Origin of the sequence: Lysinibacillus sp. NPDC097162 (assembly GCF_044762185.1) — a bacterium.
Lineage (GTDB): Bacteria > Bacillota > Bacilli > Bacillales_A > Planococcaceae > Lysinibacillus.
On the sequence record NZ_JBIWDT010000001.1, the window covers coordinates 1,613,316 to 1,628,510 of the forward strand.

General features: G+C 34.1%; 19 protein-coding genes. 4 read left to right on the plus strand and 15 right to left on the minus strand.

The genetic code is table 11. The annotated features are described in order from the left end of the window. Positions 1 to 31 precede the first annotated feature (31 nt). From thrS to ACIQXW_RS08105, 6 genes are all read right to left on the minus strand, one after another. A complete protein-coding gene (gene thrS, locus ACIQXW_RS08080; protein WP_402760959.1) occupies positions 32 to 1,954 on the minus strand; it encodes a threonine--tRNA ligase in 1,923 nt (640 codons plus the stop codon). Between the two features lie 457 nt (positions 1,955 to 2,411). Continuing rightward, positions 2,412 to 2,921: a hypothetical protein gene (locus ACIQXW_RS08085; RefSeq protein ID WP_401016952.1), complete on the minus strand. Its 510-nt coding sequence runs from the start codon at positions 2,919 to 2,921 to the stop codon at positions 2,412 to 2,414. A 163-nt stretch (positions 2,922 to 3,084) separates the two neighbouring features. Beyond that, on the minus strand, positions 3,085 to 3,570 hold the full coding sequence (locus ACIQXW_RS08090; RefSeq protein WP_401016954.1) for a hypothetical protein: 486 nt from the start codon (positions 3,568 to 3,570) through the stop codon (positions 3,085 to 3,087). A 107-nt stretch (positions 3,571 to 3,677) separates the two neighbouring features. Continuing rightward, the gene (locus tag ACIQXW_RS08095; protein WP_402760963.1) at positions 3,678 to 4,163 is read right to left on the minus strand and encodes a GNAT family N-acetyltransferase; all 486 of its coding nucleotides are present in this window, start codon (positions 4,161 to 4,163) and stop codon (positions 3,678 to 3,680) included. Positions 4,164 to 4,178: 15 nt separating this feature from the next. Then, entirely contained in the window at positions 4,179 to 4,526 is a 348-nt protein-coding gene (locus tag ACIQXW_RS08100) for a DUF3147 family protein (protein WP_340826471.1), read from the minus strand. Beyond that, positions 4,526 to 4,924, minus strand: a complete 399-nt coding sequence (locus ACIQXW_RS08105) for a MarR family winged helix-turn-helix transcriptional regulator (protein ID WP_402760966.1) — start codon at positions 4,922 to 4,924, stop codon at positions 4,526 to 4,528. Before ACIQXW_RS08105 ends, ACIQXW_RS08100 begins: the two co-directional genes overlap by 1 nt. Before the next feature lie 388 nt (positions 4,925 to 5,312). Between ACIQXW_RS08105 and ACIQXW_RS08110 the strand changes: the two genes are divergently transcribed. Continuing rightward, the gene (locus ACIQXW_RS08110) at positions 5,313 to 5,609 is read left to right on the plus strand and encodes a hypothetical protein (RefSeq protein ID WP_340826469.1); all 297 of its coding nucleotides are present in this window, start codon (positions 5,313 to 5,315) and stop codon (positions 5,607 to 5,609) included. A 265-nt stretch (positions 5,610 to 5,874) separates the two neighbouring features. Then, positions 5,875 to 6,522 (plus strand): FusB/FusC family EF-G-binding protein, encoded by a 648-nt coding sequence (locus ACIQXW_RS08115; protein WP_401016960.1) that lies wholly within the window; start codon positions 5,875 to 5,877, stop codon positions 6,520 to 6,522. A 134-nt stretch (positions 6,523 to 6,656) separates the two neighbouring features. Here ACIQXW_RS08115 and ACIQXW_RS08120 read toward each other — a convergent pair whose 3' ends face one another. From ACIQXW_RS08120 to ACIQXW_RS08130, 3 genes are all read right to left on the minus strand, one after another. Further along, positions 6,657 to 7,157 (minus strand): hypothetical protein, encoded by a 501-nt coding sequence (locus tag ACIQXW_RS08120; protein ID WP_402760969.1) that lies wholly within the window; start codon positions 7,155 to 7,157, stop codon positions 6,657 to 6,659. Then, on the minus strand, positions 7,109 to 7,936 hold the full coding sequence (locus ACIQXW_RS08125; RefSeq protein WP_402760972.1) for an oligosaccharide repeat unit polymerase: 828 nt from the start codon (positions 7,934 to 7,936) through the stop codon (positions 7,109 to 7,111). The genes ACIQXW_RS08120 and ACIQXW_RS08125 overlap by 49 nt, the downstream gene beginning before the upstream one ends. A gap of 233 nt (positions 7,937 to 8,169) precedes the next feature. After that, a complete protein-coding gene (locus ACIQXW_RS08130) occupies positions 8,170 to 8,310 on the minus strand; it encodes a hypothetical protein (protein WP_402760975.1) in 141 nt (46 codons plus the stop codon). Positions 8,311 to 8,451: 141 nt separating this feature from the next. Here ACIQXW_RS08130 and ACIQXW_RS08135 point away from each other — a divergent pair, with 141 nt between their 5' ends. Next, entirely contained in the window at positions 8,452 to 8,697 is a 246-nt protein-coding gene (locus tag ACIQXW_RS08135) for a hypothetical protein (protein ID WP_402760977.1), read from the plus strand. A gap of 62 nt (positions 8,698 to 8,759) precedes the next feature. Here ACIQXW_RS08135 and ACIQXW_RS08140 read toward each other — a convergent pair whose 3' ends face one another. Then, complete coding sequence (locus tag ACIQXW_RS08140; RefSeq protein ID WP_402760980.1) at positions 8,760 to 9,626, minus strand: GNAT family N-acetyltransferase; 867 nt, start codon at positions 9,624 to 9,626, stop codon at positions 8,760 to 8,762. A 170-nt stretch (positions 9,627 to 9,796) separates the two neighbouring features. Further along, a complete protein-coding gene (locus ACIQXW_RS08145) occupies positions 9,797 to 10,291 on the minus strand; it encodes a GNAT family N-acetyltransferase (RefSeq protein WP_401016964.1) in 495 nt (164 codons plus the stop codon). Positions 10,292 to 10,958: 667 nt separating this feature from the next. On the opposite strand from ACIQXW_RS08145, the gene ACIQXW_RS08150 reads away from it, so the two are divergent. Beyond that, a complete protein-coding gene (locus ACIQXW_RS08150; protein WP_402760983.1) occupies positions 10,959 to 11,294 on the plus strand; it encodes a helix-turn-helix domain-containing protein in 336 nt (111 codons plus the stop codon). Positions 11,295 to 11,658: 364 nt separating this feature from the next. On the opposite strand, the gene ACIQXW_RS08155 is transcribed toward ACIQXW_RS08150, so the two are convergent. The 4 genes from ACIQXW_RS08155 to ACIQXW_RS08170 form a co-directional block, all read right to left on the minus strand. Then, positions 11,659 to 11,901 carry a hypothetical protein gene (locus ACIQXW_RS08155; RefSeq protein ID WP_340824339.1) on the minus strand — a complete coding sequence of 81 codons (243 nt, stop codon included), beginning with the start codon at positions 11,899 to 11,901 and terminating at the stop codon, positions 11,659 to 11,661. A gap of 590 nt (positions 11,902 to 12,491) precedes the next feature. Continuing rightward, positions 12,492 to 13,100, minus strand: a complete 609-nt coding sequence (locus ACIQXW_RS08160; protein ID WP_402760986.1) for a YpjP family protein — start codon at positions 13,098 to 13,100, stop codon at positions 12,492 to 12,494. 279 nt (positions 13,101 to 13,379) lie between these two features. Then, on the minus strand, positions 13,380 to 14,267 hold the full coding sequence (locus ACIQXW_RS08165) for a nucleotidyl transferase AbiEii/AbiGii toxin family protein (RefSeq protein WP_402760989.1): 888 nt from the start codon (positions 14,265 to 14,267) through the stop codon (positions 13,380 to 13,382). A 615-nt stretch (positions 14,268 to 14,882) separates the two neighbouring features. After that, the gene (locus ACIQXW_RS08170; RefSeq protein ID WP_402760992.1) at positions 14,883 to 15,194 is read right to left on the minus strand and encodes a CHY zinc finger protein; all 312 of its coding nucleotides are present in this window, start codon (positions 15,192 to 15,194) and stop codon (positions 14,883 to 14,885) included. Position 15,195: the final 1 nt, after the last annotated feature.

The window sequence follows — 15,195 nt, forward strand, 5'->3', positions numbered from 1 at the left end:
TTGAAATATCCAACCAGGCTTTTCTCTATTATTAACTAGTAGGTAACGCTTTTTGTAAAATTTCTTGTTTGATTTCATCAACAAACTGCTGCAATGTTTTTTCATTTAACTCTTGATGACCAAATTTGCGTACAGTTACACTTTGATTATCGCGCTCTTTATCGCCCAATACTAGAATATATGGTGTTTTCTTCATCTGAGCATCTCTTATTTTTTTCCCGAGCTTCTCCTGACGGTCATCTACTCGCACTCGTATTTGTTCTTTTTCAAGTGCATGTACAACCTGTTGGACATATTCTTGATGGATAGTAGCAACCCCTATCACAATTACTTGTTGTGGTGCTAACCAAGTCGGAAATGCGCCGCCAAAATGTTCAATTAAAATGCCTAAAAAGCGGTCAATTGAGCCAAAAACAGCACGATGAATAACGACAGGTCTTACTTTTTCGTTTTGTTCGTTTAAATATGTTAAATCGAATTTCTCAGGCAGTTGGAAATCTAGTTGAATTGTTGCACATTGGTGACTGCGTTTAATAGCATCTTTTATGTGAATGTCAATTTTAGGTCCGTAAAATGCGCCGTCGCCTTCGTTTATTCTATAAGCATATCCTGCATTATTTAAAACATTTTCCAATGCTCTTTCTGCTTTATCCCAAAGCTGAACATCCCCCATAAAATCAGCAGGACGTGTCGATAATTCAATTTCATATTGGAAGCCAAATACTTGATAAGTGTGATCAATGATCTTCAGCGCTAAATTAATTTCATCCTCTATTTGTTCTGGTGTGACAAAAATATGGGCATCGTCTTGGCAAAATGTTCGTACACGTAATAGACCATTTAATGCACCGCTAAATTCATGTCGATGAACTTGCCCAAATTCTGCCATACGAATCGGCAAATCACGGTATGAATGTCTTGCATTTTTGAAAATCAACATATGTCCAGGACAATTCATCGGCTTTAATGCGAAGCTTTGAGCATCTACTTGAGTAAAATACATATTGTCTTTATAGTGGTCCCAATGTCCCGATTGTTCCCATAGACGTTGGTTCATCATAAATGGTGTACGAACCTCTTGATAGTCATACTTCGTTTGAAGATTTCGTAAAAAGGATTCTAATTCATTTCGAATAATTTGACCATTTGCTAAATAGAACGGCATGCCTGGTGCTTCTTCGGAAAACATAAATAATTCAAGTTCTTTTCCTAATTTACGATGATTGCGTTTTTCTGCTTCTTCTAAAAATACAAAGTAATCTTGTAATTCTTCTTTTGTAGCAAATGAAACACCATAAATGCGCTGAAGCATTTTATTTTGGCTATCGCCACGCCAATACGCTCCAGAAACTTGCATTAATTGAAAGTGTTGCAATTTACCTGTTGACGATACATGCGGCCCGCGACATAATTCATAAAAATCACCTTGCTCATAAACTGTAATTATATCTTCTTCGGGAATATCAGCTAGTAATTCCAACTTTAATTTATCATGCTGAAACAACTGTTTAGCTTCTTCTCGCGATACTATCTTTCGATGTATTTCAATATTTTCTTGAACAATTCGTTTCATCATTTTTTCTATTTTTTGTAAGTCAGTTGGTACAAGGGATTGTGCTAAATCGATATCATAATAAAACCCATTTTCGATGACTGGCCCTACACCAAACTGCGCATCTGGAAATATTCGTTTAATAGCTTGTGCTAATAAATGAGCAGTTGAATGACGAATAACCTCGATTCCCTCGCGTGAGCTAGCATCAAATAGATTGATTTGGGCATCTGCCAATATAGGGCGCGTCAAATCAGTGATGGTTCCGTTCACACTTCCTACAATTGCTTTTTTGCGCAGTGCGGGGCTAATCGCCTGTGCAATGTCGGTTAGTGTAACACCTTTTGTAAATACTTGTTGTTTTCCATCCGGAAACTGAATGTTTAATACTTGATTTGACATGTTCTTTTCTCCTTTACTAGAAAATAAAAAAAACACATACCCGTCCCAAAATAGGGACGAGTATGTGTAATTTACCCGTGGTTCCACCCAAATTCCCACTAGTTGCACTAGCAGCTCATTGACTTTGCTGTAACGTCGCAATTACGGTGCATGTTTCCAAGCACTGCTCAAAGGTAGTAAAAAATGATGCGGCATTAGGAAGTTTTCAGCTAGGCTTCCCTCTCTGTAAATCGTTCATCAATTCTCTTGTCCCTGTCATAGCTATTTTCATTGTTTCATGAAATTGGTATTTACTATATCGGACATCTAAAAACTTGTCAATATTTAAAAATTAATTTTCTCATTAACAACCATGACCTTTTTATTGATATCACTAAGTGTAAAACGCATACATTTTTTCTGAAAATTTTTTTTGTTATGGGATTGCGCATTTATCGTTAGTTCTATCCTTTATGAGTTAATAATGGTTGACCACTACTTCATTATGCCAGCTAATAGATTCTGACAATTGATAGGACACTAAGTTAGCCGTTACGACTAGCATTACACCTGCTCTAGACAGCATTGTATGCGTCGGTTTTTCTAATACAAGAACAATATAGCCCTCACCACTACCTTGACTATCAATTGCATTCGTCGCATCTATATCAAAAGTAGTGTATTTGTCTTCTATCAATGTAGGGATTCGGTCTTCCCTATAGCTTCCATGTTCTTTCAAATTGTAGCTGACTGGCATCCATCCTTCTGACCAATCAATACTACCGATAATTTCTTTACTACGACTGGCAAGTTTTCCGATTGAAAACGTAAAGTATATCTTCATAACGGCCTGGTCCAATTCATTCTTTCCTTCACATATTGCTTCAACCTGGAGCATTACATCACCTTTAGACTGCTTCTTAACAACAACTAAAATGGTACCTAAAATACTAAGTACAAGCACGACACCAACTATTACTAATTCCATTAGACCCCTCCTATCATCGCGATAACTATTACCATTAGATTACCATGATTTAGGAAAAAAGGGATTTTTTCATCAAACAATCTTATGAAATGACATCGGCATAAACGATATGACAAATAATTTAGTTTTGCATAAATGAGGACTGTTTCGTTTTTTAACTATTTTAATTGGCATCATTTTTTTGCTCGTTATTTGGTTGAAGCACCGCTGTTAATGTAAATGGTATTTTCAAATAGTTATATTGAATTGTAACTTTTTGAATCGTTGTAGCATTTACTTGTATTGCATAATGTTGCGGTTGTTTACCAATCGCCTGTCTGTCTATGTATTGACTTGGAAAAATACTTACTTGCGTTAATTTATGAAATGACATGTTTGGGTTGTTTTCAATTTTTGTATCTGTTTCAAATGGTTCTGATTTGCTGACAATAAGCTTTGCACTTTCCGGTAATTTTTCATCGACAAGAATCGTTTGTAACTGTAGCTCTCTTATACCTTTATTTTCAATTTCGATTAAACGGATAGTAGGGTTACCATCAGCGCTTGTATACCCATTGATAACAAGTGGCGGATTACTTTTCAAATAAATCACAAATGCCGCTCCCACTACTAGCACACTAAAGAATAGGATAAATAATATTTTTTTCATTGGATTCCTCACTTTCAATCTTCAACACAATTATAGCGAGAAATGATAGGCAGCGGAATATATTTCACCATAGTGGCTATCGATTCAAATGCAAAAAACCATCTGTCTCAAAACGAGGCAGATAGTTTTTGCAAACGTATTTCATCACGAATAGGAATTCCGTCATTGCCTATTAGTGGAATCTCAGGTTTCACTGCTCTTGCACGTTCTACTGCATTTTGTAAAATTTCTACGAGGTAATAGCCACGCTTTTGGTAAAATTTTAATGCATGTAAATTATCATTCGTTGTAATGAGTAAAACAACTGTACAGCGGTGTTGCCATGCATACTCTTCTACTGCTTGTACAAGTAATGTCCCGATACCTTTTCCCTCTTCCGTACTATCGAGAGAAATAATTTCACATTCATCCTCACGAATTACGTATGTTACTAGACCTGCGATTTTTTTATTCTCGTTAATAAAAGCAAAGCCTTCTAACTTACTACAATCATAAATCCCACTGGAAATAACCATTTCTGTAGTTCCCCAATGCGTTTGAAAAAACTCGATGACATCCTTTTTATTCACTTGTGAAATATTGATAACTGACATTTAACTTCACCTACTTTAAATTGAAATATGAAATACTCCAGCAATTGCTTTCTGAATACCTAAACAGATTGTCCATGAGGCTACTCCTAGCGCTATAGCAAAAACAATATGGATAGATGATTTCATCGCCATATACATCACAAAAAGCATGACCATCGTTGCTGGAAGCCCAACGATAACCCCTACCATAAAGCGCTGAATATGCTCATTTGGTTCACTTTGAACTGTTAGCCAAATAATACTCAAAATACTGACAAGTGGTAGCGCGGCAATCACACCACCGTATGTAGGAAATCTTCTTGCAACTTCTGTCACTATAGCGATAATTGCTGCGGAACTAATAATTTTTACGAGTGTATACATCATTTCGACACCTCACTTAATAGCCGAAATGCTTCCAAAACACTTTGTTGTTCTTTTTCGGTTAATAGGTTCAGTGCTTGCTTAAGCTTATTATCGTCTAATTCCGTATTTTTCTTTAAAACAATTCGCCCTGCATCCGTTAGATAGAGCTTAACTTTGCGTTGATCTTCGGTTGCTCGAATCTTCTCAACCCAGCTAAGACGCTCAAGCTTTTTTATATGCTCTGAAGCTGTATTTTGTGAAATATTAAGCAACGTTGCAATATCGCGGACTGTCACTTCATCTTCCTTTTGAATCATCTGTAAAATACGCACACTTTGATGGGAAATCACATCTTCATGTGTTGTATGGAGATGATAAAAAATATTTGTGAAATAATGGTTAATATCTTGTATCATATATTTTATACTCCTTTAATATATCGTCAACAACGATTATATCGTACTTATCGATATATTAAAAGAGAATACTAAGAATATACGATAAATTTTAGCTATCGTTCTATTGTCGTTATTTATTGTTTTTAACGAAATTGGAATCGAACAACAATAATCATTAAGAACCTTAAACGTAAGTAGTCGTAAAATCTTTTTCACCTCAGCGCTGAAAATCGCTAGTTATTTCAAATTGATTCCTTTATTTAATAACTTTTTTCTACTAACATTGATAGGCTCTTGTAAGCATGTACTATGTGCAGTATCATTACACTACTAAATCTAGAAGAGAATACGAAATTGAGGGTTACGCGTGTTATATTTGGTGTATTTTTTTGTCGGTGGAGCCATTATGGTGCTTGCTTTGCTTTTAAGTCAGTCAAAATATTTATTTTTATCGGGCATTATTACTGCCTTGCCAATTCTGACGCTCATTAATATGGGTATGCAAATGAAAAATATGAAAGCAGACACCTTTCATAGCGTTTTACAAAATACAGTTTTTGGAGCAGTAGGCATGTTACTTTTCACTGTACTCGCCTTCCTATTAACAAACTGGTATAAGCCTAGCATTGCTGTTATAGGTGCATTACTCGTCTATGCAATTTTCATGCTTTCAGGGAAATTTATTATGTCTATGGTGTCATAAATCCAATAATGCACGGTTATAGGGCTGCTTAGCACAGTCCTTTTTTATTTTAGAAAAACGCCACCTCTTTCTTTATTTCATTGCCTTAAAATGTTAAAATAATAATAGTTCTCTTTACAAGGAGGAATCGAAATGGTCGCATTCTATTGTAATGCCTGCTCTAGACCCGCCTATCTACAGGTCGAAGAGGTCTAGGTTAACTCCACAAATGGATGATCTCTTTAGGCCGCAAATACAAAAGCCTAATTTACAGGAGTGATTTCACATGGAAAAACAAGCAATTCAGCCGTTTTTAACGGTTGCAAACTATAATTTACTTGGTCAACAAATGAATAAAATTTTACAAACAATAGCTACTTCAAAAGACACAAATGTCATTCAAACTGTGCGTGGCCTTGTCCAAAAAGAGATTTCTGAAAATGTTGTCATGACAAATTCAGAAGCCCAACTGATTGAGCCCATTTATTCAGTAACAGAGCGTGCAGCAGGTGAATCGTATTTACAAGACCTGAAGTTATATGTCATCCCATTTAAGCCAATTACAGCAAGCACTATAAAAAGCTTGTTTAAAAAAGAAAAAAAGCTAAAGTTGCCAAATCTAGAACGATTAGATTTTCAACAAATTTGTTATTTCGCGTGGGATGATCTTGGTACACATCGTAAATATGTCATTCTTGAGCAAGACGATAAGCTAAAAGCAATTAAAGGCACTTTTGCAAATAATACGGTTCGTGGTATATGCGCAATTTGTAATCGTCACGCTGATGTTGGACTATTTACAACTTCGATCAAAGGGAATGTCGTAGGCACTTATACGAACCATAGTAATTACATTTGTGCTGACAGCGATACGTGTAATCAACATGTAACAGATATGAATAAAACAATTACGTTTTTTGAGCGTATTACTTGATCATAAACAGCCTTCCCTACTATAGGGAAGGCTGTATTTTGTATGTTGTTAATACAATCTGGCAAACTTTCCCCACAAAAAAACCATCCTTAAAAGCAGTTGCCATTAACTTTAAAGGATAGTTTGCCTATATTTTATAAATCAAGCATGCGCTTATCGGTTGTTATAATGGAAGATGCGATAATAACGAAGCCAAGCATAAGAACAAAGATTAAATCGAGTAAACCTGTATGCATTGAAACGGTAAACACGGTAATTGTAAATGCGTAAACGACAGTGTGGAAACTGCGAATACCATTTTGCTTTACTTTATTATAAATTAAAGAAATTAAGACACCATATAATAGGAAGCCAATTGCAACTAATAAATAACCCCCATCTAAAAACAATTGACCTATAAATGTTGGGGTAGTTGTTCGCTGTTCACGTGTAACATTTACACCACGTTCGCTCGTAATCGAGTTGACGACCTCTGTAACCCTCATGCGAGGTGAAATTTGTTCACCAGGTAAAATTGTACTAAATATTCCTTTATGAATTTCACCTTTTAAGTAATCTTCTTCTTTTGTGTATTCAATTATCGTACTTAAAACGATGTGACTTGTGACAGCTTCACATTTAATGCTCGAACCCATTTCGGTACTAAGTTTACTTTTTGTTCAGCCGTTAATAGTTTATCTCTTTCCTCAGCAGTTAATTCTACATCGGGTTGCTCACGCTTATTGAATTCCTGTGACGTATCTTCTGTAAGGACACGTATAAATCCAAACAACGAGAATGCTACACCAATTACGACCAACGCGGTTAAAAACCATGTTAATTTCACTCTTTTTACAACATAGTGGAAAATAATAATGCCAGTAAATAACATAATGATAAGTGGCGTACGGTAGCCCATTAATAAAAATAAAAACATGACAACTGCAAAAATTGAACCATATACGATTGCCTTTTTCCATGTCATCGTCTTTTCCAAAATCATTTTATAGGACAAGAGCAATAACACACCAAACCATAATAATTGGCTAAAGAAGTTTAACTTTGGATCTAAATTACGGCGATTTGCTTCGTCCGTAATCCCTAAGTTGCCACTAAAAATCATCATTAAATAGGAGCCTAGCCCAAGCAATGTCAAGGCAACTATAAAATGGATCACATATTTCCCTAAGAACGACAGTCCGAACGATGGAATTGTCCACTCAAGTTTATCAATTATCAATACACCTATGTAATAACAAATAACAGCTAATATTACAGCTGGCCATATAGATACATGTATACCGAATTGTTCAAATTTATGCCAATCAAATAAACTGATAAAAAAATATAACAGTAAAATAAATGGCAAAAAGAAATACGGAGAAAACATATCAATTTTATTTAATTTTCCAAAACTTTGTTTCAATTTGCTCATACATATCACACCTTGTAGATGTTACTTCCCCTCCTCTTTGATTTTTGTAAAACAAAATCAGTATATCATATTTTTTGTAAATTTTATAGATAGTTTCCAATTTATACGAGGGATTTAAACAATTTTACAGTTTAGTGCCTATTCATTACATACAAGGATTTAATAGTACTGTTGCATTAGTGGTAAAAACAATCTTTATAAGAGTAAAAAGATGTAAATGTATAATCAAAAAATTATTGTTTTAAAAAATAATTAACAAGCGATCCGATAATCAATATAATGATAAAAATTAGGAATCCTTTGAAAGTAAATCCTTTCACTATATTTCTTTCTGGAATCCAATTATTATCATCATTGCGTTTTTTGTTTTCCATGACTACAGCTCCCTTAAATAATATGTTTTCCCCTGATAAAAATAATACAATAGAATTAGAGGAAAAATAAAATTTAATGTCTAATAATAAATAATATTAAGATAAGGAGAGAATTAGTTTTTATTAAAGGAGGAACTATATATGAAATTACTTTTATCGTTCATTTCAAGTTTAATTTTAGTAGTGTTTCTAGCTTTTAGTTCAAGTGCCTTTGCAGATTCTCAAATTAACTCTTCATCTAGTGTACTAAAAGTTAAAGGATACCGATTTTCCGAACGATTGCTCCTGCCTTATTTATGTGTGGCAGCATCATACAGATTAGCAGTTGGACTTACTGCTACGTCCTACGCTAAACGACTTATATGGTTGCTGCCATGTGACAATTGAAATTGGTTGTGTCCGTCCAAGCTCGAATAGGTAATTTTGACGATTATAATCGATCGAATATTTCAGAGGATTTTTGTCATAAAAACTTGTGATATAGAAGTATTTTCAAAACCACTTTCCAGTAAAGAAGAAACTACACGGCCATTTCCTTTTAAGAAGTTATAAGTTGTACGATTGATAGCTTGGTCATATTCTAATGCGTATGCGAGGAGTTTATTTAGCGCATCTTCATTTCCATTTTCTTTCACCTGAAATAAAGTAATGTTTTCTGTCTTATTGCCAAACACACATTTTTTTCGAATAAGACAAGTTGCCTGCACTTCTCCATTCTTCGAAATTATTACAGCTTCTCCACCTAGTTTTGGCGTGTTACTAGCATCCGTTTGCCAAGGGACGATTGTTGAAAATAAATCTGATCCAATAGTTTGGGTAGCTGGCATTCTTATAATTTCATAGCCGTCAAGATTTGGTACATTACTATTTAAAATTTCATTTGCACGTAAAAAGAATAAATCGTCCTCCACTTTGTAACCACACTTTTCATATAAAGATATAGCTGGCTTATTTTCTGACAGCGCCTCTAAAGTTGCTACTGAAACTTTATGTTCTTTTAAAATTTTTTCCGCTTCCTCCATCAAGGAATAGCCCAATTTCTTACCCCTGTATTCTGGAATAATACCTGTTCCACCATTCCAAGAAATCTTTTGACCTTTCACTTCTCTAATTCCTTGGAGCACAAAGCCGATTGGGTCTTTTCCATCATATGCAACGATAGATAATGCCGGAGAATATCCATCATTTGCAAATCGACTTAAGAATGTATCAAAAGATAAATTCATCGGCACTAAATAGCCTTCAAATCCACGATTAAATAGGACATGCGCTTCTTCAAAGCTTAATGAAGACATCAATTTATACGAAATGTTCATGGCTTTCCCTCACTTTTCTAATGAATATTTTCTCAATATTTCCCTTGATAATCTGTCTAGATTACAAATTTATTAAGATTAAAAGCCTTGTTAAGCTCTTTCAACTAACACTTTGGCTACCCCGCTGCCAAAGCCTTTTTAAGCCATAAAAAAGGCAATAAGGTTGTGCTTTAAAAGTAATCGGGGATATCAAGTGATATGGAGTCGATATCATTATCTTTTGAGTAATACATACAAACGCTGTCATTATATTTTTGACTATCATTCGGTAGTACAATAAAACCTAATCCTTTATAAAATTCTATCCCAATATCACTATATAGGAAAAAGTTGTTACAGTTTTCTTCCTGTTCAAGTTTAATTATTGTTTCTTTGACCAATAAAGAAGCATATCCTTTTTTTCTTAAATATAAAGGGGTGGCGATTGAACCAATCCCTTTTACAATTTGGTTTTCAGAAAGATTTAGTTCGTAAACGATGAGAGAGCTTAATAGTTGTTTTGTTTCTGTGGCTTCAAGAACGTACCACTTTCCCTTTTTATACTTCTTGGAAGACTGGCACATAGTTATATATTCTTCAAATGGGAGATTATCTCCCCAAACATCATAGCCCATCTTATAAATGTCTATCATTTCCTCTTTTGTTGCTTCCCTAATTTCTTTCAAAGTATCTCTCCTTCTATTTTACGCGGTTATACATTCTTTTCGACATGAAGGTTGTCAAGACCTCTATTCTTCTGCTCGGTTAGTTCAATAAGCTTTCTTCATCACTTTTTTTAAAGAAACATTTTGGATACAATTGGTACTCTTCAGCATCTACATTTGGTACTAAGTAACAACTTACTCAAACTCACCACTATCCCGGTTAGATAATTAATGACTTCCACAATTAATTGAATTCTCATTTTTCTGTTACTTGTCCTTCTAACTTGTAACACTTTGGCATTCCTAATTAGTTTTCACTTTAAAATTCATGCAATCAATATTACCTACCCAATTACCACCCTATTTCAGTCGATTTACGATATTTCTAATAAACTAATATTTGTAATTATTTTGATTTTTAGGTCCTTATTAAAAACTTCTCGATTAATACGTTAGGTGGATGGTTTTCCTTTTTATTGTATATTATTCTAGTAAAGGATTCTTTTCTCTACTGCAAAAAGGGAGAAGTTTCCTTTTTAATTGAATACACAAAAAGGAAAAATTAAAATAGACTTTAATTATTGAAATTTATTTTCAAGATGTGAAATCTAGCTTTCGTGTAGATTCCACAATATAATCATATAGTTTAATCTGCAAACTATATATGAAAAGAAGAACGAGGTGTGACGTGGAAAATTATTCACCAAGAATAATACCTAAAATTTTTATGCGGTATTATGAAATTATGGATCATACACTACTTTCTGAAGAAGAAAAACAGCTAACTAAATTAGCATTTAATTTGTTAAATAAGAGAATAGAAAAAAATATTAGTCAAGATGAAGTGATAGCAAAAAGTGGTTTATCCAAAAGTGTTGTTTCGAAAATGGAAACCTTTAACTCAATTCCATCTTCTATAACCTTGGCTAAATATGCAAAAGCATTAGATATGGAATTAATCCTCGTAGACAGTGAGCTCTTTAATAAATGGAAAGAGAGAAGTAAGCACAACAATTATTTGTAAAATTAAATCACTACAATTAGACTAGGTAAAGAAATCTTAATCTTTTATGGTATCTGCTCTTAATTTTAATAAAATAATATCTAAATCATTGCTTGTTGTTTGGTGGGTTACTGAACAATATGCGACGAATGTATAAAAAGGACCTCACCAAAATGGTGAGGTCTACATGTTTCTTCAGTACAATTAAATTAATTGATACAGAAACAGTGGGGCTAGATTGAGTACCAATTTCATCACATCTACAATAAGCTTTATTTGATAAGCTCCCTTAATTTAGCATTGTGATTTTCTTTAGAAAATCTCTCGTTTCTATAAATACTTTCGAAAAATTGTATATTCTTAACTTGGAACTTTAACGTAAATTTTATTGAAAATTAAATGTCCAGGTCATTGTCCCAGTTGCTCCATTACTACCTGTATAGTCAAAAGTAATCTTAACTGGACCTGAACCAACTTTTTTCACATCTAAATATACATGTCCTGATGGATTTGGTCCTATAATTGTTGCAGTTGCTATACTTGTGTTATTACTTCTAGGGTTACTATAAGTAGCAACTGTACCGTTTTGCCCTGGTATCGCAACTGTCAAGTTCACATTTGTAGACATAATGAAATTACCAGGTATAGTTCCTCCATCATTATATGGTGCCGAAATACTTACATTTGGTTGGCTATTCTCGTCTTATATCTTTTCTCTATCTCAAGATTTTATAGCGAGCCTTCACCGTACAGGCGACTTTCATCGCATACGGCGATCTGTCAGCAATAGATTTTTAAAAAAATTATTCCCCTCGTTAATTGTACATGAATTTAAGTAAGGTCAATACTGACGAATGTTAATATGAATGTTAACTCTCTAATTTATTCTCTACTGAAATATTTACGGAACTTTTTTTCATCTACATATGTAGTTAAAATATAATCTTCCACAGCAGTGCAGTATGCTTTGTTCGTATTTGATTGACCAAATAAAATCCAACTTACTTGCCTTGACTGTCTGTTTTTAACAGGAGAATGTCCTCTTTTAATTGGAAATTGAAAATGATGTATTTAATTAATTGAGGTACATGCTTTTTACTACACTCCCTATCTGCAATAACATTAATATTTTCTTCCTTAAGAATTTACTATAAATCTTGATATATCATGGTTTCCACAAAAAAAACACTCGTATTTAATACGAGTGTTTCGAGCATGCTAAGACAACCACTTCGGTGGTGTGTTTTTTTCCCAATAAATATCACCAAGATTGTTATGAGCCATAAAGTTGTCTTCAGCACTGTGGTAGTGGAAGTTATAGTAATAGCCTTCTTGTGGACGCTTTTCAGTGCGTACGTGGAAGCGGATTAAATCCTCTCCTGTTTCGTTATTAACGATATTAAAGATTTTCTCTCCGTAGTTACCACTTGGTTTTTCTGTAATTGTGAGATTTGCCAGTGATCTGTCTTCTACATTTGCAACGGTCATCGCAATTGCTTCTTCCATTTTCGGGAAGATAATGGAGTCAAATTCATTGCTAATTTTAGGACCAATTTTTGTCCCAAACTTCACATATGACTGCTCTTTCGCTGCATCGACAAGTAACGCACCATAGTCAATCGCATCTTGCTGTATTTCGGTCGCTTCTTCTGCTATTGCTTCTGGTTCAGCTGCTAGTGCAGTGCTTGTCCCAGGTGATGGACCAATGGAAGCACGATTTGATGGATTATGATCGAATGCATCCCAAATTTCATGTGTTGGCGTAATTAATCCAAATGTTAAAAACGCAACCATAATTACGATACTTTTTTGAACCCACTTTTTCATTAATTAACACCTTCTTTTTTATGTACAAATTGGTAATTCTACTTATAATATAATACGTTCCAACCAATAAAAGGTTTCATATTTCTATATTTCATTGTACAATAATTTATGTATAAATGTGTCGTTTTTTAAAAGGAGGTACAAAGTATGTCAATTGTAATGGGTATTGGTCTTTTATTAATGTTAGGTTACTTAACTTCTTTATGCTTCACGGACTAATTCATATTTTTTTCACAAAAATCCGCGAACTTTATTAGAGCTCGCGGATTTTTCATTTTCTTATTGCCAATCACCTAGTTTGTAATCCCAATTTTCAAAAAATTCATTCTCTACTATTACTTCCTCATAAATTGGCACTAACAATTGATGAACAAGTTTTTGAACTTTATCGAATGGTAACGTCTGTTGATTAACTAATTGTTGCCATCTCTTATTGTTAGCAGCGTCTAAATAAAGTTGTTTAGAGAACATTGATGGATATTTTTCTAGTGTTGTTTTATGTCGGTCAAATGTATCTGATATAGCCTCTTGTAAAACTCGACCTTCAAAATTCTGTGTACTTGCTAATAAGTATACATCATAATATTCTTTCATTGCTTGTTCGCATGCTGGATATTGATATAATAAGTTAAATTTATGTGCAATCATGAGCTCTGTTGGATAAGCCAATAACTCAATTGGCGAATTATCTAGTATCGTCTGAAGCGCTATCGTTTTTGGAGCCATTGCTATTCTATCAAAAAGGTTAATCTTTATTTCTATGTATGTTGTTATGTGTCCTAATTGTACAGGCATTCTAATATGAATTTGATTTTCATCACTAGTTGTAATTTCTAATTCATCGCTAACAAATTCAATACCATCCTCTGGTACATTCACCGAGCAAATTTCTTTGAAAGCATGCTGTATGATGCTATCTTTGTTGGCCATTTTTTTGGCACACAATGTAATTCCTGTAGAAGACTTATCATAATTATTTGTTAATGCACCGATTAAACAATCTCCATACAGCCAATACTGATCCTCGTAAGAAGAAGCCGCTAAGCGCACTAATAACCTTTCGTGGGAATAGAGTGTTACAAATACCTCCAAGCTTTTCTGTTGTTGCTGAGCTACATCTGTTAATTGGTCCAATACAGGTATTGATACCTCATTTACTTGTTTCATATGCCACCCTCACTTCAATCATTTTTCAGAATTTTTCAATCAAAATAGCATATATTTGATTTTTTAAAAAACTCTGTACTTCATTATTACTTATTTTCCCACAATAGTAAACGGTAATATAATCCAGAGATAGTTTGTCGTTTTTTGTCGTTATTTAGGAAAATAAAGCGAAAAATGCACCTAACTTTTCTAAAAAAGTAGGTGCTAAATGGCAGAAATTTATTATTACTGTTAATATTATCAAAAAAATTGGACAAGGGGTAGCTTCGCGTTTGCGAAGCTACCCCTTTAGTATTTAATAGGTAACATTTCTGTAAATTGTAAAGTCTCAACCCAATCATCTGGGGAATATTATTTGGAAACGTTTTCGTTTCATCACCGCGGTAAAATTCCACTGTGTGCCCTCTAACTTAAGCAACGCAAACCCAACCTTCTTTTGCGTCCTTGCAGCCCCAAAGCATGCGCCAGTGTGAATAAGTATCCTAAAAAACAAAAAGCAGAATGCCAGATTACTGAATGTTGCTACCCAAAATAGCACGAGTCTTATTATAACATAAAGTATTTAAAAAGTAAAACACTGTATCTATATCGCTTCTCACACTTAGTCTATTCAACTTACATTTCAAAATAAATAGGATAATGATTGGCGCAACGTGCATTAAAAGTCGCCTTGCATTGCGGACAAGATGATGACTGCATATAATCATGAATCGTCATTTCATGTTTACAATGTCCACAAAGTATCGCCCTTGTATGAAATTGTGATTGCTGCCAGCGTTTTATGGCATGCTGGGCATGTTCCTCATGACACTTATAGCACGGATAATAGCGCTCGCAACATGCAAACTTTATCGCGATAATATCTTTTTCTGTATGATAATGTATGCATCTCGTTTCATCATCAATTACTGGACCGAAAATCTCCATT